Annotated in this window: 20 protein-coding genes; 14 read left to right on the top strand and 6 right to left on the bottom strand. The window is 70.3% G+C overall.

The window, feature by feature from the left end; all coding sequences use genetic code 11:
• Positions 1–8 precede the first annotated feature (8 nt).
• The gene (locus tag ABGB12_RS28225) at positions 9–1,130 is read left to right on the top strand and encodes an acyl-CoA dehydrogenase family protein (protein ID WP_347682506.1); all 1,122 of its coding nucleotides are present in this window, start codon (positions 9–11) and stop codon (positions 1,128–1,130) included.
• Between the two features lie 155 nt (positions 1,131–1,285).
• Here ABGB12_RS28225 and ABGB12_RS28230 read toward each other — a convergent pair whose 3' ends face one another.
• Both ABGB12_RS28230 and ABGB12_RS28235 read right to left on the bottom strand, forming a co-directional pair.
• The gene (locus tag ABGB12_RS28230; protein ID WP_347682507.1) at positions 1,286–2,386 is read right to left on the bottom strand and encodes a CaiB/BaiF CoA-transferase family protein; all 1,101 of its coding nucleotides are present in this window, start codon (positions 2,384–2,386) and stop codon (positions 1,286–1,288) included.
• A 35-nt stretch (positions 2,387–2,421) separates the two neighbouring features.
• Positions 2,422–2,991 (bottom strand): TetR/AcrR family transcriptional regulator, encoded by a 570-nt coding sequence (locus ABGB12_RS28235; RefSeq protein WP_347682508.1) that lies wholly within the window; start codon positions 2,989–2,991, stop codon positions 2,422–2,424.
• A 92-nt stretch (positions 2,992–3,083) separates the two neighbouring features.
• On the opposite strand from ABGB12_RS28235, the gene ABGB12_RS28240 reads away from it, so the two are divergent.
• The 3 genes from ABGB12_RS28240 to ABGB12_RS28250 all read left to right on the top strand — a co-directional run bounded on the left by ABGB12_RS28240 (position 3,084) and on the right by ABGB12_RS28250 (position 5,743).
• The gene (locus tag ABGB12_RS28240; RefSeq protein ID WP_347682509.1) at positions 3,084–4,226 is read left to right on the top strand and encodes an acyl-CoA dehydrogenase family protein; all 1,143 of its coding nucleotides are present in this window, start codon (positions 3,084–3,086) and stop codon (positions 4,224–4,226) included.
• A 25-nt stretch (positions 4,227–4,251) separates the two neighbouring features.
• Positions 4,252–5,007 carry an SDR family NAD(P)-dependent oxidoreductase gene (locus tag ABGB12_RS28245; RefSeq protein WP_347682510.1) on the top strand — a complete coding sequence of 252 codons (756 nt, stop codon included), beginning with the start codon at positions 4,252–4,254 and terminating at the stop codon, positions 5,005–5,007.
• Positions 5,008–5,119: 112 nt separating this feature from the next.
• Positions 5,120–5,743 carry a hypothetical protein gene (locus tag ABGB12_RS28250; protein WP_347682511.1) on the top strand — a complete coding sequence of 208 codons (624 nt, stop codon included), beginning with the start codon at positions 5,120–5,122 and terminating at the stop codon, positions 5,741–5,743.
• Positions 5,744–5,918: 175 nt separating this feature from the next.
• On the opposite strand, the gene ABGB12_RS28255 is transcribed toward ABGB12_RS28250, so the two are convergent.
• The 4 genes from ABGB12_RS28255 to ABGB12_RS28270 form a co-directional block, all read right to left on the bottom strand.
• Positions 5,919–7,004: an NADH:flavin oxidoreductase gene (locus ABGB12_RS28255; protein WP_347682512.1), complete on the bottom strand. Its 1,086-nt coding sequence runs from the start codon at positions 7,002–7,004 to the stop codon at positions 5,919–5,921.
• Between the two features lie 2 nt (positions 7,005–7,006).
• Positions 7,007–7,786 carry an enoyl-CoA hydratase gene (locus ABGB12_RS28260; RefSeq protein ID WP_347682513.1) on the bottom strand — a complete coding sequence of 260 codons (780 nt, stop codon included), beginning with the start codon at positions 7,784–7,786 and terminating at the stop codon, positions 7,007–7,009.
• A 135-nt stretch (positions 7,787–7,921) separates the two neighbouring features.
• The gene (locus ABGB12_RS28265; protein WP_347682514.1) at positions 7,922–8,881 is read right to left on the bottom strand and encodes a PDR/VanB family oxidoreductase; all 960 of its coding nucleotides are present in this window, start codon (positions 8,879–8,881) and stop codon (positions 7,922–7,924) included.
• Entirely contained in the window at positions 8,874–10,466 is a 1,593-nt protein-coding gene (locus ABGB12_RS28270) for an AMP-binding protein (RefSeq protein ID WP_347682515.1), read from the bottom strand. Before ABGB12_RS28270 ends, ABGB12_RS28265 begins: the two co-directional genes overlap by 8 nt.
• Before the next feature lie 142 nt (positions 10,467–10,608).
• On the opposite strand from ABGB12_RS28270, the gene ABGB12_RS28275 reads away from it, so the two are divergent.
• The 10 genes from ABGB12_RS28275 to ABGB12_RS28320 all read left to right on the top strand — a co-directional run bounded on the left by ABGB12_RS28275 (position 10,609) and on the right by ABGB12_RS28320 (position 25,367).
• Positions 10,609–11,259, top strand: coding sequence for a TetR family transcriptional regulator (locus tag ABGB12_RS28275; protein ID WP_347682516.1), 651 nt, complete (start codon positions 10,609–10,611; stop codon positions 11,257–11,259).
• Between the two features lie 89 nt (positions 11,260–11,348).
• Positions 11,349–11,666 (top strand): hypothetical protein, encoded by a 318-nt coding sequence (locus ABGB12_RS28280; protein ID WP_347682517.1) that lies wholly within the window; start codon positions 11,349–11,351, stop codon positions 11,664–11,666.
• A complete protein-coding gene (locus ABGB12_RS28285) occupies positions 11,663–12,097 on the top strand; it encodes a zinc ribbon domain-containing protein (protein ID WP_347682518.1) in 435 nt (144 codons plus the stop codon). The genes ABGB12_RS28280 and ABGB12_RS28285 overlap by 4 nt, the downstream gene beginning before the upstream one ends.
• A complete protein-coding gene (locus tag ABGB12_RS28290; RefSeq protein ID WP_347682519.1) occupies positions 12,094–13,278 on the top strand; it encodes a hypothetical protein in 1,185 nt (394 codons plus the stop codon). The genes ABGB12_RS28285 and ABGB12_RS28290 overlap by 4 nt, the downstream gene beginning before the upstream one ends.
• Complete coding sequence (locus ABGB12_RS28295) at positions 13,275–14,723, top strand: aldehyde dehydrogenase (RefSeq protein WP_347682520.1); 1,449 nt, start codon at positions 13,275–13,277, stop codon at positions 14,721–14,723. Before ABGB12_RS28290 ends, ABGB12_RS28295 begins: the two co-directional genes overlap by 4 nt.
• A gap of 483 nt (positions 14,724–15,206) precedes the next feature.
• Positions 15,207–19,082, top strand: a complete 3,876-nt coding sequence (locus ABGB12_RS28300; RefSeq protein WP_347682521.1) for a hypothetical protein — start codon at positions 15,207–15,209, stop codon at positions 19,080–19,082.
• A gap of 14 nt (positions 19,083–19,096) precedes the next feature.
• Positions 19,097–20,761, top strand: coding sequence for a hypothetical protein (locus ABGB12_RS28305; RefSeq protein ID WP_347682522.1), 1,665 nt, complete (start codon positions 19,097–19,099; stop codon positions 20,759–20,761).
• Positions 20,758–23,079: a pentapeptide repeat-containing protein gene (locus ABGB12_RS28310; RefSeq protein WP_347682523.1), complete on the top strand. Its 2,322-nt coding sequence runs from the start codon at positions 20,758–20,760 to the stop codon at positions 23,077–23,079. Before ABGB12_RS28305 ends, ABGB12_RS28310 begins: the two co-directional genes overlap by 4 nt.
• A 249-nt stretch (positions 23,080–23,328) precedes the next feature.
• Positions 23,329–24,498: an aromatic ring-hydroxylating dioxygenase subunit alpha gene (locus ABGB12_RS28315; protein ID WP_347682524.1), complete on the top strand. Its 1,170-nt coding sequence runs from the start codon at positions 23,329–23,331 to the stop codon at positions 24,496–24,498.
• Positions 24,495–25,367, top strand: coding sequence for a hypothetical protein (locus ABGB12_RS28320; RefSeq protein WP_347682525.1), 873 nt, complete (start codon positions 24,495–24,497; stop codon positions 25,365–25,367). Before ABGB12_RS28315 ends, ABGB12_RS28320 begins: the two co-directional genes overlap by 4 nt.
• Positions 25,368–25,481: the final 114 nt, after the last annotated feature.

Here is a 25,481-nt window from a genome sequence, read left to right on the forward strand (position 1 = left end):
GAGCGACGATGGACTTCACCTTCACCGACGAGCAGACGATGCTGCGCGAGAGCGTCGGCCGTTATCTCGCGAAGAACTACACCTTCGAGGACCGCCAGGCGATCGTAGGATCCGACCGCCCCTTCTCGACCGAGGCGTGGCGGGCCTTCGCCGACTTCGGGCTGCTCGCCCTGCCGTTCCCCGAGGACCTCGACGGCCTCGGCGGTTCGGTCGTCGACCTCGTCGCGGTCGGCGAGCTGTTCGGCGAGCACCTGGTGGTCGAGCCCTACCTGTCCTCGATCCTGCTGGCAGGGCGGGCGCTGGCGGAGTTCGGCGAGCGCCCGCGGGCCGAGCACTGGCTCGGACGGCTCATGGCCGGCGAGGCGCTCGCCGCGTTCGCCCACGAGGAGGGCGCCGGCACGGCCGACCCCGCGCTGGTGTCGGCGCGGTGCACCCCGACGGGCGGCGGGTACCGCCTGGACGGCGAGAAGCGGCTGGTGCTCGGTGGCGCGAACACCGACGTCCTGGTCGTCACCGCGCGCGTCGAGGGAGAACCCGGCGGACGGGAGGGACTGGCGCTGCTGGTCGTCGAACCCGGAGCACCCGGCGTGCGGATCACCCCCTTCACGACGCTGGACGGCAGGAGCGCCGCCCACATCGTCTTCGACGCCGTCGAGCTCTCCTCGGACGACTGCCTGACGACCGACGCCCACCAGGCGATCACCAGGACCCTGGACGACGCGATCATCGCCCTGTCCGCCGAGGCGGTCGGGGCGATGGGGGTTCTGCTGCGCCAGACCGCCGAGTACGCCGTCACCCGCCGGCAGTTCGGCGTCCCGATCGGGACCTTCCAGACCGTCGCCCACCGGCTGGCCGACATGAAGATCGCTTTCACGAAGGCCCGCGCGACCCTCCTGTACACGGCCGCGCTCGCCGAGGCGGGCCGGGCCGGCCGGCGTGAGGTGTCCGTCCTCAAGGCGCAGGTCGGCCGACTCGGCCGTACCCTCGCCGAAGCCGCCGTGCAGACCCACGGCGGCATCGGCATGACCGACGAACTCCCCATCGGCCACTACATGAAGCGCCTCCTCGCCATCGACGCCATGTTCGGCGACAGCGGCTACCACTACCGCGTGGTGGGAGCCGGCGCCTAAAGGACCGATGACATCTTGGGCTCTGGCCCGCCGCGTGAGCGGCGGGCCAGACCGCTTGGCGTGGTGATGGGTGAGTGGGCCGGGGAGGCTGACCGGTTTCCCCTTGCCTCCTGGACCGGGCGGCGGGTCTCATGCCCCGCCGTTCTCGTGCTCCTTCACGCGTTCCAGTCGGCCAGCACTGTGTTGGTGTCGGCGCCGGGCGGTCTAGGCGGGGTGGGGGTGCCGGGGGCGGTACGGGAGAAGCGCGGGGCCGGAGCGGCCTGCCACAGGCCGTCCAGGTGGATGAGGGTGTTGCGGGCGGTCAGGTGGGGGTGCTCGGGCACCTCCTCCGGGGCCAGGACGGGGGTGACGCAGGCAGCGGTGTCGGCGAAGACCTTCGTCCAGTGGTCGCGCGGGCGAGTGAAGAAGGCGGCGGCGATGCGCTCGCGCAGGACGGGCCAGCCCGAGCGGTCGTTCTGGTCGGGCAGGTCGGTCGCGTCCAAGCCGAGACCGACGAGCAGGGCGCGGTAGAACTGGGGCTCGATCGCGCCGACGGCGACGTGGCGTCCGTCCTGGCAGGTGTAGGTGTCGTAGAAGGGGGCGCCGCCGTCCAGCAGGTTGGTGCCGCGCTCGCTCGACCAGGTGCCCTGGCCGAGCATCGTCCACATCATCTGCAGCAGCACGCTGGTGCCGTCGACCATGGCGGCGTCGACGACCTGGCCCTGGCCGGAGCGCTCCCGCTCCCACAGGGCGGCGAGGATCCCGGTCAGCAGGAACATCGAGCCGCCGCCGAAGTCACCGACCAGGTTGAGCGGCGGAACCGGGCGCTCTCCCGAACGGCCGATGGCGTGCAGGGCTCCCGTCAAAGAGATGTAGTTGATGTCGTGCCCGGCGCGCCGGGCCATCGGTCCGTCCTGGCCCCACCCGGTCATCCGTCCGTAGACCAGCCGTGGGTTGTGCCGGCGGCAGTCCTCGGGGCCGACGCCGAGGCGTTCGGCGACACCGGGACGCAGCCCTTCCATGAGCACGTCGGCTTTGGCTGCCAGTCGCAGTACCAGGTCCCGGCCCTCGGGGGTCTTGAGGTCGGCCGCGACGGAGCGGCGCCCGCGCAGCAGATGGTCGGGGCCGCCTTCGGTGAGGTCGAGTGTTCCCTGCGGTCTTTCGACGCGTACGACGTCGGCGCCCAGGTCTGCCAGGATCATGGCCGCGTGCGGGCCGGGCCCGATACCGGCCAGTTCCACCACGCGCAGGCCCGTCAACGGTCCGGTCACGATCATCCTCCTCGGGTGAGCCCGGCTGGCCGGGCCGTTTGTCAGCGGGTGAGGCCGGTCTGGGCGACGATCATGTCGGCCAGGGCGGCGTAGGCGGCCGCGTCGTCCAGGCCGGTGCTCGCCTTGATCTCGCCGCGGTGGACGGCCTCCATGATCAGGCCCGCCACGGCCCCCGCGAACGCGGCGTCCTGTCCGGGGGCGGCCTCCAGGACCAGCTGCCGGACGCGTGCCGCGGCGATGCTGGTGTTCTGGCGGTAGATCTCCCGGGCGGGCGCGAAGGCGGTCAGGTCGGCGAAGAACGCCGGGGAGGCGACCGCCAGCTCGGTGGAGATCGCGCGCAGATAGGCCTCGATGCGCCCGCGGGGGTCGCTCTCCTGCTCGAGTCTGGCCTCGACGCGGGCGGTGGCGCGACGGAAGAACGCCCGCACCACCGTGACGATGATCTGCTCCTTGCTGCCGGCCACCGCGTACAGCGTCGTCTTCGAGCAGCGCAGGAGCGCCGCCAGGTCGGCCACGCCCAGCTCGGCGAATCCGCGGGCCAGAAAGAGCTCGATGAGCCGTTCGACCAGCTCCTCCCGCCGCCGTGACCTGGCTCTGGTGACCGTCTCCATGCCCGGGACGGTACCAGCCCCCGCCCTTTCGGTACCAGATCAGGTTCCCTGGTACTCATAATGGTATCGTCCGAGTGACGAAAGGAGCACCGATGCCCGCCACCCGCCTGCTGCCCGGCTCTGAGGCCGAGGATCTGTTGAAGCTGACCCGCGAGCTGTGCGAGAAGGAGCTGCTCCCCCGGGCCGCCCGGGCGGAGCGGGAGGAGTCCTTCCCCCGCGAGGTCTTCACCCTGCTGGGCCGGGCCGGGCTGCTGTCCCTGCCCTACCCCGAGGAGTTCGGAGGCGGCGGCCAGCCGTATGAGATCTACCTGCAGGTGCTGGAGGAGATCGGCTCCGCCTGGGCCAGCGTCGGAGTGGGCGTCAGCGTGCACGCGCTGTCCTGCTTCCCGCTGTTCGCCTTCGGCACCGACGCCCAGCGCCGGCGATGGCTGCCCGGCATGCTCTCGGGCGAGCAGCTCGGCGCCTACTGCCTGTCAGAAGCCCACGCCGGATCCGACCCCGCCGCCATGCGCGCTCGGGCCGTCCGCGACGGCGACTCCTACGTGCTCAATGGCGCAAAGGCCTGGACCACCCACGGCGGCCGAGCCGACTTCTACACCGTCATGGCCCGCACCAGCGACGACGGCAGTCGCGGCATCTCCTGCTTCTACGTGCCCGCCGACACCCCCGGCCTGGAGTTCGACAAGCCCGAGGAGAAGATGGGCCTCACCGGGTCCACCACCGCCACCGTCCGCCTCGAGAACGTCCGGATCCCCGCCGACCACCTCATCGGCGCCGAGGGCCAGGGCCTGGCCATCGCCCTGGCCGGCCTGGACGCCGGACGCCTGGGCATCGCCGCCGTGGCCACCGGCCTGGCCCAGTCCGCCCTGGACCACGCCGTGGCCTACGCCAAGGAGCGCGAGGCCTTCGGCAAGGCGATCATCGACCACCAGGGCCTGGGTTTCCTGCTCGCCGACATGGCCGTCGCCGTGGACACCGCCCGCGCCGCCTACCTGTCCGCCGCCCGGTTCAAGGACGCCGGACGCCCCTACGGGCGCGAGGCGTCCGTGGCCAAACTGGTGGCCACCGACAACGCCATGAAGGTCACCACCGACGCCGTCCAGGTCCTCGGCGGCGCCGGCTACACCCGCGACTTCCCCGTCGAGCGCTTCATGCGCGAGGCCAAGGTCATGCAGATCTTCGAGGGCACCAACCAGATCCAGCGCCTGGTCATCTCCCGCCACCTGGCGCGGTGACCTGGTACGAGACTTCAGGAGAGACATGGAAATTCGTGATACCGCGGCGATCGTGACCGGGGCCGCCTCGGGGCTCGGCGCCGCGACGGCCGCGCGGCTGGCACGGGCGGGGGCGCGTGTCTTCGGGCTCGACCTGCCCTCGGCGTTGAAGGACGCGCCCGAGGTGGACGGCGTCACCTATGCGCCCGCCGATGTGACCGATGCCGATCAGGTCGGTGCGGCGGTGGCGGCGGCCTCGGAGTCGGGTCCTCTCCGGGCGGTGGTGAACTGCGCGGGGATCGCGCCGTCCGCGCGCATCCTGGGGCGTGGGGGGACCCATGACCTGGGGCTGTTCTCGACGGTCGTCAAGGTGAACCTCATCGGTACCTTCACGGTGATGTCCCTGGCGGCGGAGCGCATCGCCCGCACCGAGCCCGACGAGCAGGGGCAGCGCGGCGTGGTCGTCAACACCGCTTCGGTGGCCGCCTACGAAGGGCAGATCGGCCAGGCGGCCTATGCGTCCTCCAAGGGAGGCGTGGTCTCCCTGACGCTTCCGGCGGCGCGCGATCTCGCCCAGTACGGGATCCGGGTGAACACCATCGCTCCGGGCATCGTCGAGACGCCCATGCTGGCGACGATCAGCGAGGAGTACCGTGCCCGCCTGGCCGAAGGAGTGCCGTTCCCCCAGCGGTTGTGCCGCCCTGAGGAGTACGCTCGGCTGGTCGAGATGATCATCAGTCACGACTACCTGAACGGCGAGACCATCCGCATGGACGGTGCGCTGCGGATGGCGCCGCGCTGAGCGGTACCAGGCGGGTCTTCTGTCTTGTGTCGTCCCCGAATCCAAGGCGCTTTGAGCGCCACGTGCGTCGCCTGACGCAAACGATCACTCGGAACGGGTGTTCCCTGGATCCGTGGGGGAGACCAGCGGGACCTTGGCGCTGTGCCAGAAGGCGCTGGAGCGGTGCCGTCGCGGTGGCTCCGACCTCGCGTCCGCGCTGGAGGCGCTGGAGCGCACACTTCCAAGTCCTCTCCCGTCGCACGGCCGCCGGAGCGACAATCTGCACTTGGCGACCAAGATCAGGCTGAACCGCGAGGCGATCACCGTCCTTGAGGAGATCTGCTTCGGTGAGCCTCCGGCCTCCGTGCTGGCGGTAGCGCTCCCCCTGCTCGGCAGGATCTCCGAGCAGGGGGAGCACCACCGGTTGTTCCTGGACCGGTTCGGACATCTCGACCCCGCTGTCCGTGCCGCTGCGGCCTTGGGCCTGGCCAGGCTGAATACCAGGGTTTGCCTGCCACCCGTCCAGGGCCCCATGCTGAACCTCCTGCGCGACCCGGCGGCCCACGTCCGAGCCTCGGTCGTCCGAGCCCTGTGGCTCCTGGACCGCACCGCCGCCCGCTCCGCCTCCTCCACACCGCTCACGCTCATCCTCATCGCCTCCCAGGACCCTGATCCCGAAGTCCGCAAGGCCGCGGCCGACGAGATCGAGCGCTACCGCAACCTGGGCAACCCTTGGGCCCGAACCCACGCCCCTTGACCTCCCGTCCCTCCCGCAAGAGACCATGCCGTCCCTCAAGTCCCACTGAGAAAAAAACATCCAGAAGCTCCTGGTGGGACGAGCCGATTGTGATGATCAACCCGCCTACCAGGGGTTTGATCTGCTGCTCTCGTGCGGAACGTGGGATGGCGCGTCCCGACGTCGCGCGCCGGTGTCAGGCGACGAAGTCGTCCCAGTTCGTGGCGAGGTAGTCGAGGAAGGCCGGGCCGACGGACTCGCGGACGAAGTGTTCGCGCGGTTTGGGCTGCATGAGGTGGAAGGCCGGGTCGGCCAGGGCGAGGGTCGGGAAGTCGTGGTGGAGGATGGCTCCGGCGCCGATGAGGACGAAGTCGGCGCCTTTGTCGAGGCACCAGGCGGCGTCGGGGGCGGAGCCGATCTTGCCGGCCACGCCGAGGAGGGTGGCGCCGCGCGGCAGGTCGGTGAAGTGCTCGATGAGGAGGCGGTCGCGGTGGGCTTCCTCGTAGGTCTCCTTGAAGGCGTCCCACAGCGACATGTCGAGGTAGTCGAGCAGTTCGGAGACCAGGACGTCGGCGGCGAGGGCGCGGGCCTCGGCGAGGGGGATGCCGTTGCGTTCGGGGGTGAGCCGGAGCCCGACCTGGAAGTCCGATCCGGTCGCCGCTCGGATGCCGTGGAGGATCTCCCACAGCATCCGCGTCCGGTTCTCGAAGGAACCGCCGTAGTGGTCGGCGCGGTCGTTGCGGGGGCTGAGGAACTGGCAGATGAGGTAGCCGTGCGCGCCGTGCACTTCGACGCCGTGGAATCCGGCGCGTTCGGCGCGCACGGCGGCGGCCGTGAAATCCTCGACGACCTGCTCGACCTCCGCGGTGGTGAGGGCTCGGGCGTTCTTGGCGGGGTCGTCCCATGGCGCGACTACGGGCACTCCGGACAGGCGGGCGTCGGCGCGGCGTCCGCCGTGGTGGAGTTGCAGTGTCGAGATGCTTCCGGCGTCGGTGATTCCGGCGGCGAGGCGGGTCAGGCCGGGAAGGAAGCGGTCGTCCCAGGCGGCGAGCTGGCCGGGGAAGGCCTGGCCGGCCCGTGCGACGTGCGCCGCGCAGGTCATGACCATCCCGAAGCCGCCTTGGGCGCGTCGGACGAGCCAGTGGTACTCGTCGTCGGAAAGAGAGCCGTCGGGGTGGCTCTGCAGGTTGGTCAGCGGCGCGACCGCGAAGCGGTTGGCCCAGGCGGGACCGTGGGCGAGGGGGAGCGGCGTGGTGAGCGCGGTCGTGGAGCGGGTTGTCATGGTCAGTGCTTCTCCTGGGAGATCTGTGCGCGGTTGCGGCTCTGCACCTGGGCGCGGCGGCCCTCGATTCCGTCGTAATCCGCGCGGTATGCGTGGGCGATGGCCACTTCTGCGGCCAGGTCGTCCGCCAGCCCACCGCTCTGGGTGTACATCCGCTTGAGGTCCCGCATGGCCGCGGCCGGGACGTCGGCGGCCGACGACGCCAGCGCCATCGCCCGTTCCAGCAGTTCGCCATGCGGAACGACCTCGCTCACGAGCCCGATCCGCTCGGCACGCGCCGCGTCCACGACCTCGCCGGTCATCGACATGCGCCGGGCGTTCGCGGCGCCGACGACCCGCGGCAGCCGGGCGGTGAGCCCGCCTCCGGGCAGTACGCCGACCCGGACATGCGTGTCGGCGAACACCGCGCGCTCGGAAGCGATGAGGAAGTCGCAGCCGAGCGCGATCTCCAGCCCGCCGGTGAAGGCGGCGCCGTTCACCGCCCCGACGACCGGCTTGCGCATCTCACCGATCCGCACGATGCAATTGATGTCCTGGAACCGCCGGAAGAAGGCGGCGCCCTCGGCACCGGCCTCCTTGAGATCGAGCCCCGCGCAGAACGCGGGATCGGCACCGGTGACCACGACGGCCTTCACCGCGTCGTCAACGTCCGCCTCCTCCAGAGCCTGGTACAGCGCGGTGTTCAGTTCCCCGCTCAGCGCGTTGCGCGCGTCGGGACGGTTGAGGGTCAGCAGCCGCACGGACCCGATGTCGGCGGTGAGGAGGACGGGCCGGTCGCTCATGTTCACTCCAGGGGACGAATGCGGATCAGCATAAGGAAATGCTCCCGGTCGTCCGTCCACCGGCCCTCATCGAGGAGCGGCGCCTCGGGCTCTGGCGAGCGATCGGCGCAGCGCCGGGCATCGGGGAGAGCGCGGTCATAGGTCCAGCACCAGTCTCGGGGACCGGGCACGGGAGACGCAGGGGAACATGATGCCCCCCGCGGTCTGTTCGTCCTCGGTGAGCAGGCAGTCCCGATGGTCGGGGGCTCCATCGAGGACAACGGTCTCGCAGGTGCCGCAGGTGCCTTCCCCGCAGGAGGAAGCGGGTGCGACGCCCGCCCGCTCCAGCGCGTCCAGAAGCGTCTCCTTCGCGCTGACCTCGACGGTCCTGCCCGATCGGGCCAGTTCCACCTCGAACGCTTCGTCCGGACCCTCGGCCTGTGTCTCGCGGGGAGAGAACCGTTCGGTGCGCAGGCTCAGCGACGGGAAATCCTTGCGGGCCCGCTCGAGCGCGGTGAGCAGGGGCTCGGGCCCGCAGGCGTAGACGGCCGTCCCTGCGGGTACCGAGGAGAGCGCGGCCGGCAGGTCGAGGAGACCGTGGACGTCCTGCGGTCGGAGCGTGACGCGGTCGCCGCCCAGCTCGGTCAGCTCGGCTGTGAACGCCATGGACGCCAGGACCCGGCCGCCGTACAGCAGCCGCCAGGGCAGTCTCCGTGCCTCGATCTCCCGGATCATGGGCAGCAGCGGGGTGATCCCGATGCCTCCGGCGACGAACAGGTACGCGGGCGCGTCCACGAGCGCGAAGTGGTTGCGGGGTCCTCGCAGCTCCAGGGTTCCGCCGATCTCCAGTCCGCGGTGGACGTGCAGGGAGCCGCCCCGGCCGTCCGGCTGCTCCAGGACGGCGACCCGCAGGTGCTCGCGGTCGGCGGGGTCGCCGCACAGCGAGTACTGCCGGACCAGGCCGGGAGCGAGCAGTAGGTCGACATGGGCGCCGGGAGTCCAGGCGGGGACGTCGTCGTAAGGCCGCAGCGTCAGCAGGCACACTCCGTCGGCGACGGTCTCCTTGCCGACGATCTCCGCCTTGAACACAGGCTCGGTGGTGGCGGGCTCAGGCATGGAAGGTCCCCCATCGCTGAGTCGCGAGCTCGGTGAGGCGCCGGTGGTCGAGCTTGCCGTTGGCTCCGCGCTCCAGCGACGGGACGAAGCCCAGGTGCCGGGGCACCTTGTACCCGGCGAGCCGTTCCCGCACATGGGCCTGGAGCTCGGCCGGGTCGGGCGCCGGACCGGCCGCGACGAGCAGTGCGACGACCTTCGTGCCGAAGCGTTCGTCCGGGACGCCCAGGACGGCGGCGTCGGCGACGCCCGGGTGGGTCTTCAGCGTTTCTTCGACCTCCTCGGCGAAGACCTTCTCGCCGCCGGTGTTGATGCAGCTCGATCCGCGGCCGAGGAGCCGGATCCGCCCGTCGGCCTCCAGCAGGGCCAGGTCGCCGGGAACCGACCAGCGCCGCCCAGCGGCTTCGAGGAACACCTCGGCGGACTTGTCCGGGTCGTTGAGGTAGCCGACGGGGATCCAGCCGGTCACCGCCAGGCGTCCGATCCTGCCGTCACCCGGGGCGGCGAGGGTTCCGTCGTCGTGCAGGACGGCGGCCCGGTCGGACGGCAGGAACGACGCGGTGTCGGCGACGTTCCCGGGCGTCGAGACCGTTGAGGCGATCGACGAGGCCTCCGAGGAGCCCAGGCCGTCCAGGAGCCGGGCTCTGGGGATGTGCTTGAGCAGGCCTTCCTTGACGGGGCTGCTCCAGATGACGCCGGAGGAGAAGACGACGCGCAGCCGTCCCAGGTCCCAGCGGCCGGGTTCGGCGTCGAGCGCGGCCAGCAGTGGGCGGGCGAAGGCGTCGCCGACGATCGCCAGGGCCTGGACGCGCTCGGCCTCCAGGGCGTCCAGGAGTGCCTCGGGGGAGAAGCTCGCGCCGGGCACGGTGACGACGGTCCCGGCGGCGGCCAGAGAGGAGATCGCGTAGAACAGCCCGGCGCCGTGCATGAGCGGGCTGGCGATCAGTGATCTGATCTCCCGGTCCTGGGCCGCGAGGTGCGCCCGGATCGCCTCGGCGTCGCCGCGGTCGGGCAGGGGCCGCGCGCTCTGGGAGTTGAGCAGGGACAGCAGGTCGTCCTGCCGCCACATGACGCCCTTCGGCCGTCCCGTGGTCCCGCCCGTGTAGATGAGGATGAGCGAGTCGGGGCGGCCGCCGCCGTGTTCGCGCGGCGGATGCGCCGCGATGGCCTGCTCGTAGGACGATTCGGGTCCTCCTGCTTCCAGCCAGGCGAGGACGTCCGGGAGCCTGTCCCGGACGTTCGCCACGAGCCCGGCGAACTCGGCGTCGTAGACGACGGCCTTGACGCCGGCGTCCGACCAGATCTGTTCGAGCTCGTCCTCGACATACCGGTAGTTGGTGTTCATCGGGGCGAGCGCGGCCTTCGACGCCGCGTAGAACGTCTCCAGGTAGGCCGTCCCGTTGCGCAGGTACTCGGCGACGACGTCCCCCGGCCGCAGCCCCGCGGCCTCCAGCGCGGAGGCGAGCCGCGCAGCGCGTTCGTCGAAGTCCGCCCAGGTGAGACGTCGGTCGCCGTGGATGAGCGCGGGTCGCCCGGGATGGATGCGGGCCACCGTCTCGAAGAGGTTGGCGAAGTTCCAGCCTGTCATGCTCGGCCTTTCTGAGAGTGCTCCACCGCTGGTCGGACGGGCTCAGTAATCCTAATGTCTTTAGGTTTAAATCTCAAAGCGTTAGATAGTCAACCGGGGATGGCGCCTCTTGCGGGGGCGTCGGATCGGATAGGATCCGGGCATGCCACGTCCGCGCCAGCCGTTGATCAGCCGAGCCGGCGCGGTGACCGCGGCGATAGAGATCATCGACGCCGAGGGCCTGGACGCCCTGAGCCTGCCGCGCCTGGCCCGGCATCTGAACGTCCGGGCGCCCTCGCTGTACCACCACTTCGCCGACAAGTCCGAGATCCTGGGCGCGGTGGCCACGGCGGTCGTCGCCAAGACCGTCATTCCCCGCAAACCCGGGCCCGACCGGTGGATGGACTGGTTCGTCCAGCTCAGCCTGAACCTGCGCCGGGCCGTCCTGCGGCACCGCAATGCCGCCCCGCTGCTGCTGCAGTACTCGCCCCGCGACATGCTCACCGACCTTTACGAGGAGGCGGCCCGCTTCCTGCGGGACAGCGGGGTGCCGGTCGAGGTGCACGTCCAGATCCTCGACAGCATGGAGACCTTGACGCTCGGCGCGGTCATCGCGGAGGCGGCCAGGCCGGCCGCGGCCCGGCGCGCGATCTTCCCGAACGTGGACGCCTCCCGGCAGCCCACCCTCGCCAAGGCGCTGGAGGCCAACCGGTTCACCGCGACCCAGTTGTACGAGGAGATGATCCGCAGCTTCCTGTACGGGGTGGTCCATCACGCCGAGCAGCGCCGGGCCGCGGAGTCCTCGGCCCTCTGAGGCCTTGATGCGACTTCCGGCCCTCCCTCCTTGTCGCCATTAACCTAATGCCTTTAGGCTGAGTCCTCCGAGTATCGAGGAGGATGACCATGTCCGAAGAGGCCCGCGACTTCCGCGCCCGCTACGAACGGCACGTCCAGTTCGTCCTGGACGGGGATATCAAGTCCGCACTGGCGGACATGGTGCAGGAGAACCTGCCGAAGGTGTTCGAGGGCGTCACCGTCCCCGCCGGGAACGTCGTCTCGCTGCGCGTCATGGACGTCCGCAAGGAGGGCGGGACCTGGGTCGGCGAGACCGTCTACGCCACGGCGGACGGGCCGATCGGACTGCGTTCGATCTGGGAGGCCCACGACGGGGTCTGGCTGGCCGCCGCCCTGGAGAACTTCCCGGTCCTGGAGGAGGCGTGAGCGCCCCGGCCGGGACGGCGATCCCCTGCGGCCCGGCCCCCGACGGCCACGACGCCCCGTACTGGGAGGGCTTGCGCGAGGGCGAGCTGCGGGTCCAGCGGTGCTCGGACTGCCGGACGTGGCTGTGGGGCCCCAGACGGATGTGCCCGAACTGTCATGGCTTCCGGCTGGGCTTCGAGGGCGTCCCGATGACGGGGACCGTCTACTCCTGGTGCCGAACCCACCATCCCTACATGGCGGAATACGCCGACCGCGTCCCCTACGTCTCGGTCGTCGTGGAACTGCCGCAAGCGGGCGGCGTCCGGCTGCTCGGCCTGCTCGACGGAGACGAGGCCGCCATCGGAGACCGCCTGGCCGGCTTCATCGAGCGGCCCTCCGACGCGGCCTGGCCGCTGCCGCGCTGGCGCCGCACGGAAGGAGGACCCGCGTGAGCACCGCTTCGATGAGGGGCGCGGCAGCCGTCGTCGGCGTCGCGGACCTGCACTACAAGCGCGGTCAGGCCCCGGCGGGCGAACATCGCATGACCCTTGAGGCGATCCTGGAGGCGTGCCGGGACGCGGGGATCTCCCCGAGGGAGATCGACGGGTTCGTCTCCTACGCGGGAGGCGAACTGTCCGGGCCCGTCCTGGGCGCCGACCTGGGCATCCACGAGCTGCGCTGGTCGACCATGATCTGGGGCGGCGGCGGGGGAGGCGCGGCGGCCGCGGTCACCACGGCCGCCGCCGCGATCGCCACCGGCCAAGCCGAGTGCGTCGTGGCCTACCGGCCGATGGCCCAGCGCGACACCGGGCGGCTCGGGTACGCCAAGTACTTCTACGACAACCACTACCTGGCGCACGGCGTCGGCGCGCCCGCCCAGGTCTGCGCGCTGCGCACCCAGCGGCTGCTGGAGCACGAAGGGGTGCCGGCCACCGCCCAGCGCGCGCTGGTGCTCGCCGCCTACCACCATGCCCAGAACAACCCGACGGCCGCGGGCTACGGCCGTCCCCTGGACGAGGAGTCCTACGCCGCCGCTCGGATGATCGTCGAGCCGTTCCGGCTGTTCGACTGCTCACGCGAGAGCGACGGGGCCGTCGCGCTGATCCTCGTCTCCGCCGAGCGGGCCCGCGACCTGCGTCCCGACCCGGCGTACGTGATCGCGGGCGCGCAGGGGGCCCCGGGAGGCTACTCCTCGCTGACGGAGAACGACACCGCCTACGCCACGGCCGGGTTCGGTGAACGGCCGCACTGCCGGGGCGTCGCCGGACGGCTCTGGGACGCCGCGGGCCTGGGGCCGGGCGACGTGGACGTCGTCCAGGTCTACGAGAACTTCAGCGGCTCGGCCGTCGCCTCGCTCATCGACCACGGGCTGAGCCTGTCAGGTCCGGCGGCGGGGGAGGTCCTCACGTTCGAGAACCTCATCGCCCAGGGCGGGAGGCTGCCCGTCAACACCTCTGGCGGCAACATCGCCGACTCGTTCGTCAACGGCATGGGCCTGGCCGTGGAGGCGGTACGGCAGATCCGCGGCACTTCGGTCAACCAGGTGGAAGGGGCGCGCACCTCGCTGTTCGTCGGCGGTCCGATGGCCCCGCTGGTCAGTTCGGTGCTGTTCGGGCACGAGGACGTGCTGTGAGGGAGAAGAACATCATGGACCGCGACGTCCTGTTCATCGACGGGCAGTGGACGGCACCGTTGGAGGGCGGCTCCGCCGAGGTGATCGAGGCCGCGACGGAGAAGCCGATCGGCCGCGCGGCGCTCGGCGGGAACGCAGACATGGACGCCGCCGTCGCAGCCGCTCGCCGCGCGCCGGCGGGGGAGTGGGGAGCCCTCGACGCCGCCGGCAGAGCCGATCTGATGGACCGGTTCGCCGCCGCGCTGCGCGAGCGCGGCCGGGAGACCGCGAAGCTGGTCAGCCGTGAGAACGGCATGCCGATCACGCTGTCGGAAGGGGCCAACGGGCTCGCCGCGGCCTCGATCATCCGCTACTACGCCAAGCTGATCCGCGGCCTGGACGTCGACGACGTGCGGCCCAGCGTGTTCGGCGGCCGGACCGTGGTGACCCGCGACCCGGTCGGCGTCGTCGCCGCGATCACTCCCTGGAACTACCCGCAGCCGCTCGCCGCGATGAAGCTCGGCCCGGCGCTGGCCGCCGGGTGCGCGGTCGTGCTGAAGCCGCCGCCGGAGACCGCGCTCGACGCCTACGCGTTCGCCGAGGCCGCCGAGGCGGCCGGGCTGCCCCCGGGCGTCCTGAACGTGGTGCCCGCCGACCGTGAGGCCGGAGCGTACCTGGTCGAGCATCCGGGTGTGGACAAGGTGGCCTTCACCGGCTCGACCCCGGCGGGCCGGGCGATCGGCACGGTCGGCGGACGGCTGCTGCGCCCGGTGACCCTGGAACTCGGCGGCAAGTCGGTGTCCCTGGTGGCCGAGGACGCCGACCTCGGCCTGTTCGCCGCCAAGCTGCTGGAGGTCTCCCTGCCCAACAACGGGCAGACGTGCCATGCCTGCACCCGGATCCTCGCACCGCGTTCCCGGTACGCGGAGGTCGTCGAGGCCGTCACCGAGACCGTCCGGAGCCTGGTGGTCGGCGACCCGCTGGAGCGGGAGACGCAGATAGGCCCGCTGGTCAGCGCCGTCCAGCGGGAACGGGTCCTGGGGTACGTGGAGGAGGGGCGCCGCAGCGGCGCCCGGCTCACCACGGGCGGCGGGGCGCCCGACCGCCCTGGCTGGTACGTCGAGCCGACGGTCTTCGCCGACGTGTCCAACTCCGACAGGATCGCCCGCGAGGAGATCTTCGGTCCGGTCCTGGCGATCCTGCCCTACGACGGGGAGGACGAGGCCGTCGCGATCGCCAACGACTCCGACTACGGGCTCGGCGGCACGGTCTGGACGGCCGACGAGGGCCGCGGGATCGACCTGGCCCGGCGCATCCGCACCGGCTCGGTCGGGGTGAACCACTACGCCCTGGACTTCGCCTCTCCGTTCGGCGGAGTCAAGGCCAGCGGCCTGGGCCGCGAGCTCGGCCCGGAGGGCCTGGAGCCCTACCGCACGGTGAAGTCGATCTACCTCGCCGGACGGTAGGGCCCGCCCGGGACCTCAGGAGCCGTCGCGGCCGATGAGGTCCCGCCGGCCGATCTCCTTCCTCCTTCGGCTCGGAGGGGAGGTCGCGGAAGGTCTGTGGTCGGCGATGGATTCCGGGTTCGTCTTTCCCGATGAATTGCCGGAGAAACTCTTCGGCCAGTCGAAATGTCACTCCGATGGCCGCTCGTATTCCACGCCAGGGAAGATCTTCTTTCAAAACGGTCGGCCGGGCTTTGACGCGGGATCGGGAACTTGACAAAGGCGCTCGTACTGCTATCTAGTTGTTATCGTCGATGCGAACCGCCCCTTGATGGCGGATCGAATGACAGTTCGGGTGCGCAGAGGCGAATGTCGAAAATTTTGGCTGATGTGCTCGTTCAATATGCGCGGCGAGCAACGGCGTTCGCGGCGACTTCAAAAGATCAAAGTTCTCTGAAATTGCGAGATCGCGGGTGGGCCATGCTCGCCGAATGAGGAGGCGCCATGGCGGTGTTCCATTTTGACCTGAGACATCTCGACACGGCCGATGGCCTGGAGGCGGAGGTACTCGGTGTCTCCGCCACGCTCCAACGCCATGACGAGGCCGGCCTGGCGGCTGCGGCGGCGGGCAACGCCGCTCTCGCGGCGCTGCCGGACCCGGCCCTCCAGGCGTTCACGCACTTCGCCGAGCTGCCCGACGAGCACTTCGCGACGCCCGCCGTGAGGTTCGTCCGGGTGATCCGGCCGGCGGAGCCGGGAGTGCACCTGCCCGAGGTCAAGCTGATGGCCCTCAACCTCCCCGAGGGACACCTGCGAGCGTTCTACGCCAAGCGCCTCGAACTGGCCCGGCAGCCGGTCGACAGGCTGCGTTCCCTCTACAGGGCCTCGCTCGTCGACCGTCCTCGACTGCATTCGCCCAAGCTCGCCTCGCTCGGGCTCTCGGAGCTTCCCGACGACCCTGAGCAGGCCGTCGACGTGCTCGTCGCGGCCCAGAACCTCGTCACGCTGCTCGACACCGCGGGCGCTCTCGTCATGTATCACCCCGATCTGGCGAACACGCAGACCTACACCGCGACGATCGTCCTGAACGACCACGTCCTGCCGGACCCCGAAGTCGACCCGGCGCAGTACAACGCGATGCAGACGCTCGCGCAGGCGATCGCCGCGAAGCCGACCTGGGCGCCGGTCGTGCGCTGCACCGACAAGACCGGGGCACCGCTGTCGGCCGGGTACGACCTGCAGGATGGCAGCGGCGGCTTCAGCACCGGCCAGCCGCTCTACACCTACAGCCTCGACCCGTCCGTCGAGGCCGCCGCGACGCCCTGTACGGGCGGGGCGCGCAGGACGGCCTTCGACGACACCCGCCTCGTCGGCAAGACCTGGTCGGCGGCCCCGGGGACGAGCGTCATCGAGCAGCCCCCGGGGGGCTCCGGCGCACAAGCCGGCGACATCGCGGCCAAATGGACGGTCACCGAGCGGACCGATCACCACGGTGTCTCGGTCGACCCCGGCTCGATCGTCGTCGACGACAAGGGCACCTTCTCGATCGACGCCTCGAACAGCTACCTGCGGACGCTGTACGCCGGCTACCGGCTGCTCGACAGCGCCGGCAAGCCGATCGGCGACAAGCAACTCCTGTACTCGATCTCCGCGACCAACACGATCATGGGTATACCGACGCCGACGGATCCCACCCCACTGCGGCTGCCGCTGGGCGAGGCGAGCGGTGTGGAGCTGTACTTCGGCAGCCTCGGCATGACCGAATGGGACCCCGACGTCAGCTCGCGCGGAGCCCTGCTCACAGGGCTGTGGCAGTACGGCGTTCCGACCGTGTTCCTGATCGCCGGCGCCATGGTCACCAACAGCAAGCTGTTCAACGAGATCGTCAATGACGCCGACCTGCTCGCCGCGACCCTCGGCGTCGGCTTCGGCATCGTGGGCGGCGGCGTGGCGACCGCGGCGGCGCTGACGAACACCAAGAAGATCCTGACGGCCTGCGCCGACGCGATACTCACGCTGATCGTGCAGAAGGGACTCGAGAAGCTCGGCACCTGGTTGCTCAAACAGGTCGGCAGCGGTGCGCTGACGTCGGCGTTCGGCCCGGTCGGCTGGGTGCTGAAGCTGGCGGCCGCGGGCCTGAACGTCGAGCAGATGGCGGTCACGACCGGTGAGGTGGCCTCGTCTCCCGCGTGCATCAACGTCACCGCCAAACGCGCGATCGACGTGACGCTGACGCTCCACCCCGATCCCGCGCACGGCGAGAGCGGACGTCCCGAGACCGCCGTGTGGCCGTCGATCGCGACCGAGTACGTCGCGACCCTCCAGTACAAGGACGGGACGAGTTTCCGGCTCCGGGGCGAGTTGCCCGCCGAGACGAGTAGCACGCCGCTTCCGCTCACCTTCTCCGACGTCCCGGCCGGCGGGCTCCTCCGGATCCTCGTCGGCGTCTACAGCGCGAGCGGCTGGCTGGCGGGCTCGTGGCAGAGCGACTGGCGCACCGCGACGCCGACGTCGGGAACGACGCTCGCCTTCGGCGACGAGAACATCAAGGAGAACCTGGTACCGCTCGCACCGGACACCCAGTACGTGTTCAAGGAGCGGATCGCCTTCGACGGCCGCGCCTTCACCTGGACGGCGGGGGGCTCGCCGCCGAAGACGCCCCTGACCTCGATGGCCTGTGGTGGCGGCGGGACACTGTGCGAACTGGTCGGGATCACCGTCAACAACAGCGCGTTCCAGGTCGGGTACGCCTGGCGCGCGTCGGGCCAGAGCCTGCCGCCCGACGACCCGACCGCGCCGCCGTCGAACGCGCAGCTCTACGCCCTCCAGAACCTGTCGGTGCTCGCCGCCCCGGGATCGGCGCTGAAGTGCTCGGGCATCGGGCTGACCGACCGTCCGGGGATCGCGTACACACCCACGCCGTCGCACGACGGCACCGGGATCGACCAGGCGAACTTCGTGATCGATCCGCGGGGCGGAGGGATGAACCTGCGGCAGGTCACGCTCGGCGACAAGCACACGACGTTCGGGCTCGAGGACCCCGGGCAGATGAGCTGGGGCTCCCTGCCGTTGGAGAACATCGACGCCGCGGCGATCCACTCCGACGACGCGGTGGTGGCGTGTTCGTGGCAGGACCACAAACTGATGCTGCTGGACCTGCCGGCTTCGCCCTCGCCCGACGGACAGGCGCCGATCGCGCTGATGGTCTCCGGTGAGGGGCTGCGCCAGGGGCTCATGCAGGGCCCGCGTGCGCTGTCGGTCGCCCCGGACGGACGGATCCTCGTGCTGGAGACGATCGGCCGGCGGGTGCAGGCGTTCGACACGAAGGGCAACGGCGTGCCGAGCTTCACGCCCTGGCCGGCCCTGCTCACGCTCGACACGGCGGCGATCGCCGACGAGCTCACCGCGGGCAGGATCCCGGAGGTGATCCAGTCCGCCTTCGCCTCGGCCGGGCTGACGGCCGTCGGCTCCCTCGACTCCTCGTTCGCCGCCCGGCTCGACACCGGCGTCTTCCAACCGGAGGACGATCCGCTGATCCAGGCTCTCTCCGAGCAGGGCGTGCTGCTCTCCTACGATCCCGACGACATGACCGACCCGTCGGCCAGCGCCCAGATCGAGGTCGTGCGGGCGGGCTCGGCGTGGACGGTCACCGATCCGCGCGGGTTCGCGTGGGGGATCTCCGCCGGTGACGGTCGGCTCGAGATCGACCGGCGCCTGACGAAGGTGCAGATCACGACCGAGAAGGCCGGGCAGCAGTGGCTCGTGGTCGATCAGGCGGTCTTCGCGGCCTGGCGCCTGAGTGCGTCCAGCGGTGCGCCCGGGACGACGGAGGTCCGCTCGTGCGTGACGTTCTTCCCGCTGCGGCCGGCGCGTACCGGCACGATCACCTACCTCGACATGGCGGTCGAGGCGCAGGGGCACGTGTACGTCCTGGGCCACCGGGACGAAGGTTCGCAGGCCGCGGACTACTTCCTTGACATCTACGGGCCGGACGGCACGTTCGTCGTCCGGACCCCGGACCCGAGCGTCACCTCGTCGCCCCAGAACGTGGTCGCCGGCCGGATCGCGGTCGACATCTGGCGCAACCTCTACGCGCTCACGTACGAGACGATGCAGGCGCCCTGCCCGCAGCCGGGGCTCGCGCACTGGACCCCGACGCCTCCGCTCTTCACGCTCCCGCTGTCCGCCCAGCCGGACTTCGTCCAGAAGAACATCGGTGCCGTCGTCCAGGACTTCGCCTCGCAGGGCGTGAAGTTGTCGAACCGGGCGCTGATCGGGGTCGACGACCCCAACGGGGCCTGGCAGGTCAAGGACGGCACGAGCATCTACCACGTCTACCGCAGCGGTGGCGGCCTGCAGGTCTACACCGTCCCGGCCTGATCCTCGGGAGAGTCATGCAAGCGCTTTCACTGGCCATCGGACCGGCGGGCATCAATTACTTCGCGCAGCGGCTCGTCGTCCAGCAGATGGCGAAGACGCTCGCCGGTGTGCAGCCGCCGAACCGTACGATCCCGATCCCGAATTTCTCAAGTCTCGGGTTCGGATACTCCGACAGTTACTCGAAAATCTCGATCGTGCTTTCGAACGGGACTCTTTCGGGCTTCAATCCGGGCTACCGGCAGGTCACCCAGAAGGGCGGCGGTCAGTTCGATCTGACCCTGCTGGCGCAGACGTTCACCGCCAAATACGGGTGGCACGAGACCTATGATGACTACTCCTGCATAACCTCCGGTGAATTCCCGAGCTGTCAAAGGTACAGTAACCAGCAAAAGAATTTCCCGTACGCCCCGGGATTCGGGAGTCTCACCACCGTCGTGACTCTCGGCTTTCAATACGACAAGACGAACAACACCTACGACATCGTCGTGGTGGGCACTCCGGCCGTGACCACCGGCGGCACCAGCGCGAACATCCCGGGCGGGAGCATCATCCAGAACGAGGACGCCGGCTGCTTCACCTCGCATGTCAGCGATGCGACCGCGGCGTCAGTGGCCTCCATCGACTTCGCGACGCCCATCTCGACGATCTTCACACCGCTGATCAAGTCGATCGCCGCCAGCGGCCACCTGACGGACGACATCACCTACGACTTCGCGATCGGCGACTCCGGGCTCTATTTCCCCGGCGATCGCGGCCTGGCCATCGGCATCACCGGCAGCGTCACCTACAAGGGCGCTCCCTATCCCGGTACGCCGCCGGTCGGGCTCCCCGTACCGCCGCCGCCGACCGACGCGCACCATCTGCAGCTGTACGTCTCGAACTACGAGCTGGACGCGCTCTACTGGGCCTTCTGCCAGGACGGTCGGCTCGCGGTGACCGTCCATGCCTCGGACCTTCCCGACCCCGAGGTCCTCCACTGCAAGACCTATGTCTCCTTGATCAAGGCGTTCAAGCCCTACGCCGCGTTCGCGATGCGGGCCGACGTCGTGCCCAGGCAGGCACCGAAGGTCGCCTTCCAGAAGGTGTGGGTGCTCACCGAGACGGTCATGGAAACGCTGAAGAACCAACTGCCGTCGACCGTCTACACGCTGCTCGACGGCTTGGAGGGAAACGCCTATGCGGCCCAGGCCGCGTTCGAGCAGGACCTCCAGGACGCCACGATCGACCGGCAGTACTGGCAGGCGATAGAGCGCGCGGCATACGCCTCGGGCATGGTGATGACAGAGGACCTGCAGTTCACGCTGACGATCCTCAACGGCGCCACGTCCCAGCCGGACATCGTGTTCGACCTCGTCCGGACCGACATCCTGCAGAACCTCGGGCTCGGCGTACACCAGGGGTCCGGGTCGCCGTCCCAGACGCTGACCTTCGACTTCGTGCACGCGGACTACAAGGCGACATTCGTCTCCTCGACGGTCCCGAACTTCGACGGCGCCGGCTTCGGCGAGCAGATCTGGCCCATCGCCGGGGAGCCGTCCTATGACAAAGAGCTGGCCGCGATCGGTCGCATCGGGTCACCACTGCCGATCATGTCCGGTTTCCAGTTCCTGTTCGAGGACGCCGAGCTCAGCATCCAGGAGGGTTTCGTCTCGATCCTCGCGAAAATGACCTACACATGAGCAGTCCGATCGGGCGGTTCGCCGGCAAGGTCGCCTTCGGGTCGCAGGTGGAGGGCGCGCCGATGCGATATCTGACGACGCTCACGTACAAGCGGCCGGGGGAAGACCTGACGCCGCTGTACGTCCCCGGGATGGCAGCCAAAACGATGACGGCCACCGAACGGTGCATTCTTTACGCCCGTGAGGACGGAACGATCGCGCTGCAACTCGGAGGTCTGCTGTGGGTCGCGTTCGACGAGGATCTCGGCTGGCTCACGACGACCTGTGACCCGATGGCCGCGGCGTCGCTGACGCTCAGCGGCTCGCCTTCGGGCCGGTGCTGGAAGGTCGCCACCAAAAGCGGACCGTCCACCGTGTTCTACACGGTAGGCGGTGTGGCCCCACTGCTGACGATCAATGGAGGCGAGGGCTCCTCCGAGACGTTCGCGCCCACCGTCCTCACCCCATCGCTCGCCGCGATCGCACTGGCGAAGTCCTGCCCGAACGCTGATCTGGCCGACGTCGACCTGCGGGGCGCCGCTCTCGACGGCATCGATCTGAGCTCCGCCTCGCTGGCCCGCACGCGGCTCGACGGCGCGTCGCTGACGGCATGTGCCCTCAACGGTGCGGTGTTCGACGGGGCCGCTCTCGGGTCGGCCAGGCTCGACGGATCGGCGCTCGATTCGGCGACGTTCGTCGGCGCGACGCTGACCGGATCCGCATGGGGCGCGCCGAAGTCGGCCAGGGGCATCGTGCTGACGAACTGCCACGCCGGCGGGGCCGTGCTCGGCGGGCAGCCGACGCCGCTCGACTGCACCGGGGCGACCTTGTCGGGCGGCGACTTCCGCGCTGCGGACCTCCGCGGTCTGTTGCTGTCCGGCGCGGCGGCGGGGGGCGCGTTGTTGAGCGGCTGCCATCTCGACGGCGCGGTGCTCGACGGGGCGGACCTCACCGGCGCGATCGCCGCTGGCGCGACGCTGACCTTCGCATCACTGCAGGGAGCGGACGCGCAAGGATCATCGTTCGCGCACGCGGACCTGTCCAACGCCGACCTCACTCGGGCGAGGATGGGCGCGAAGGCATGGTTGTTCGCGCTGGACAGGTCGTTCGCGGCGGAGCTGGACACCAGGCCTTACGCCCAGCCCGATCTCGTCGCGGCGTTCGCGGCCAAGGGGGTGAAGATCTCGTCCGAGGACCCGGTGAGGGTCGTGAGCGCGGGTCGGCGCTGGCAGCTCGCCGACCCCCACGGGCCGTATGACCTGCTGCTCGACCAGCCGCAGGCGATCGACGTGTTCTCCGTGAGCGCCAACCGGCGACCTGCCGTCCTGCGACGGGCCACGTGCCTTCAGACCAGGGCCTCCGGTGCGGACCTCTCGGGCGCGGACCTGCGCGGAGTGCTCTGGTACGCCAAGCCGGCGACGTTCGACCACACCGACCTGACGGACGCGGCGCTCACCGGCGCGTATCTGGCCGGGACGGACTTCACCCAGGCCTACCTGACCGGAACGGACCTGAGCGGTACGGTGCTCGTCCAGTCGACGCTGCGCGGGTGCGTCGTCAGCCCCGGCTCTTCGGGGCGTGTGCTCTCGTTGGAAGGCGCGCTGCTGCACGGCGCGGACTTCACCGGCACGAAGCTGCCCGGAGCCCTGCTCGTCGACGCCGCCGTCGCCTCACAGCGCGGCGTGCCGCTGTTCGGCCTGCCGTTGTCCGCCCGCCCGCAGCTCACCCCTGCCGGGCTGCCGGAGCTCGCGCCGCTGTTCGCGCAGGCGGAGCGACCGCTGGGGAGCACCCCTACGATCACCCAGGTGCAGCAGTGGCTGCTCGACGACTCCGAGAATACCGACCCCGGCATGCCGGCCGCCTACCGTGTGCGGCCGGTGGGCGGCCGCCTCGAGGTCTACGACACCGCGGGCGGAGGGATGTTGTTCCCTCTGCCGATGAGCATGGCCGCGCTCTTCTCCGGTCCGACCGCCCCGCAGGCACTCGTCAACGCGTTCGCGCAGAGCGGCCCGTACACCCTCGCTCCGAACGCCCCGATCACGGCGCAGCCCTACTGGGAGATCGGAGTCGGCTCCGACGCGCCCGCGACCGGTATCGCGACCTACGAACGACTGCGCGTGTTCGCCGACGCGGACGCGCTGCCGGTCTACGGCGTGGTCCTCGTGACGCCGCACGGCTGGCCGACGCTGACCGACGGACTCGCGTTCGGACCGACCGTCGCCCTGCAGGCGGCGCTGACCCCGCAATCGATCGGCCCCAACGGCACCCCCCGCGAGTGGAGCGACCGGGGCCTGATCACTTTCGAGCAGCTTCTCACGGCCCCGGCCGGCCAGCCCTGAGCGCGATGCCGTCGTTGGTGCCGATCCCGGTCGGCATTCGGTCCAGCCCGGCGGGCCACCCGCCCGAACGCCGACCGACGACCCCTTCGACTCTGGAGATGCCGCGTCTCCCGCAGAACGCGCCCGACCGGCCCGGCCAAGACCACGCTTCATGATCACGTCCTTCTCCGCGGGTCAGGTCCTTCCCCAATTAACCTAATGGTAGTAGTTTTAAAAAACTCAAGTCTTTAGGTTATTGGAGGTGGGTACATGGCACGGGACGAGCGCAACACCCGCATCGAGCGGCTGCTCGGCCTGCTCCGCGAGGACGACACCGACAAGTGCGACGACGTGGTGCCGTTCGGGCCGCGGGAGTTCACCGACCCGGAGATCGCGGCGCGGGAGCGGGAGCTGATCTTCGGACGGGTGCCGTCGATCGTCGCGCACTCCTCGGAGCTGGCCCGGCCCGGCGCCTTCCTGGCGCTCCAGATGCCGCGGAACAAGGTCATCGTCGCGCGCCAGCGCGACGGGGGAGTCAAGGCGTTCGTGAACGCCTGCCGGCACCGGGGCGCGCAACTGGAGGACCGGCCGTCCGGGCAGTGCCGGATCTTCTCGTGCCCGTACCACCGCTGGTCCTACGACCTGGACGGATCCCTGCGGACGGTCACCTACGACCACACCTTCGGCGACATCGACAAGACGGCGTCCGGGCTGGTCGAGCTGCCCGTGGAGGAGCGGCACGGGTTCGTCTGGATCGTCGACAACGCCGCCGCCTCGATCGACGTCGCCGAGTGGCTCGGCCCCGAGATGGACGCGATCCTCGCCTCCTACCGCATGGACGAGCTGGTCGGCTACCGGGCCGAGGGATTCGACGAGCCGGTCAACTGGAAGATCATGCAGGACGCGTTCCTGGACGGCTACCACGTCAAGTTCGCCCACCCGAACACCGCAGGGAAGATCATCCACACGAACGTGATGGCCGTGGAGGACTACGGGCGGCACGCCCGGTTCCTGTCGCCGCGCAAGAGCATCGACCGGTTCCTGGAGGAGGACCCCGCAGACCGGGACCTCGGCAGGCATGTCACCGAGTCGCACTTCCTCGGCCCGAACAGCACGCTGCTGCGCCAGCCCGACCACTACCAGCTCCTCACCTTCCGGCCGCACCCGAGCGACCCGGCCAGGTGCCGGATGGAGATGCGCGTCATGGTCCCGCGCCTGGAGGACTCCGGGCTGGACGAGGCCGCGTGGGAGAAGCGCTGGGAGAAGAACTGGCAGATCCTCCTGGACGTCCTGCACGCCGAGGACTTCCCGTTGCTGCGGGCCAACCAGGAGGTGCTGGCCAGCGCCGACGCGGGCGGGATGCTGCTCGGCCGCAACGAGGTGATCAACCAGGTGTTCCACCGCGAGGTGCGCCGGCTCACCGCCCCGGACGAGCCGTGATCCGCGCCGACTGGCGCGGCCGGCCGGCGGGGGAGGAGCTGAAGGACGTCCTGGAGTTCGTCCGGATCTGCTCGGAGTTCGATGAGGACGCCGGCTTCACCCGGGTCGGACCGGGAGCAGTGGAGGGAGCGGGCCCGCACCTGCTCGTCCGCAGGGAGTCCGGTGGGCCGCCCGTCGCCTACGTCCGTTTCGCACGTGAGGGCGGCGAGGCGACCGCGAGCCTCGTCGTGCATCCCGACGTCCGGTCCACCGGCGTGGCCACGGCGCTGCTGGAGCTGCTCGGACCGGACGCCGGAGCATGGGACGGCCTCGGCACGCAGGCCGTGAGCGGCTGGGCGGACGGGCACCATCCGGCGGCCGAACGCCTGGCCCGCAGGTTCGGCGCGCGGGTCACCGGGCGGATCTGGCGGACGCTGCGTCCGCTGACCGGGCCTCACGCGCGGCCGTCGCCGGATCCGTCCGGCGGGTTCGTGCTCACCGAGAGCCCTCCGCCGGAGGAGGCCGTCCGGCTGTGGCGCGAGTCCGGGCTGTCCTCGCGGTACCGGCCGCCCGAGGACGGCTCTGGTCGGCTGCTGTACGCGGCTGAGCCGGGCGGGAGCCTTCTCGGCTATGCCTGGCTGGACCGGCGCGTCAGCCGTGTCGAAGGGCTGCGGACCGGCACGATCCGGGCGGTGGTGCCGGTCGTCCCGGGCCGAGGGACGGGCCTCGCGCTGGCGTCGGGCGCGCTCGCGCTGCTGCGCGACGCGGGCGCGCAGGCGGCCGAGACCCGGATCGACCCGGAGCTGCCGCGCGCGGTCCGGATGAGCCGTCTCCTCGGCTTCGAACGTACTCAGGACGACGTCCGGTACACCCTGAAATCAGGCTTCTAGCTGCGGAAACATGTCCGGTCCCGACCGGGGTATTGCGCTAGAAGACTAATGGCTTTAGATTTACCGCACTGTGAGGCAGCGCACAGTCGGGCCGCCGCGCGAGGAGCCGCGGCG

The sequence above is a fragment of the Actinocorallia sp. B10E7 genome (assembly GCF_039871655.1).
Classification (GTDB): domain Bacteria; phylum Actinomycetota; class Actinomycetes; order Streptosporangiales; family Streptosporangiaceae; genus Actinocorallia.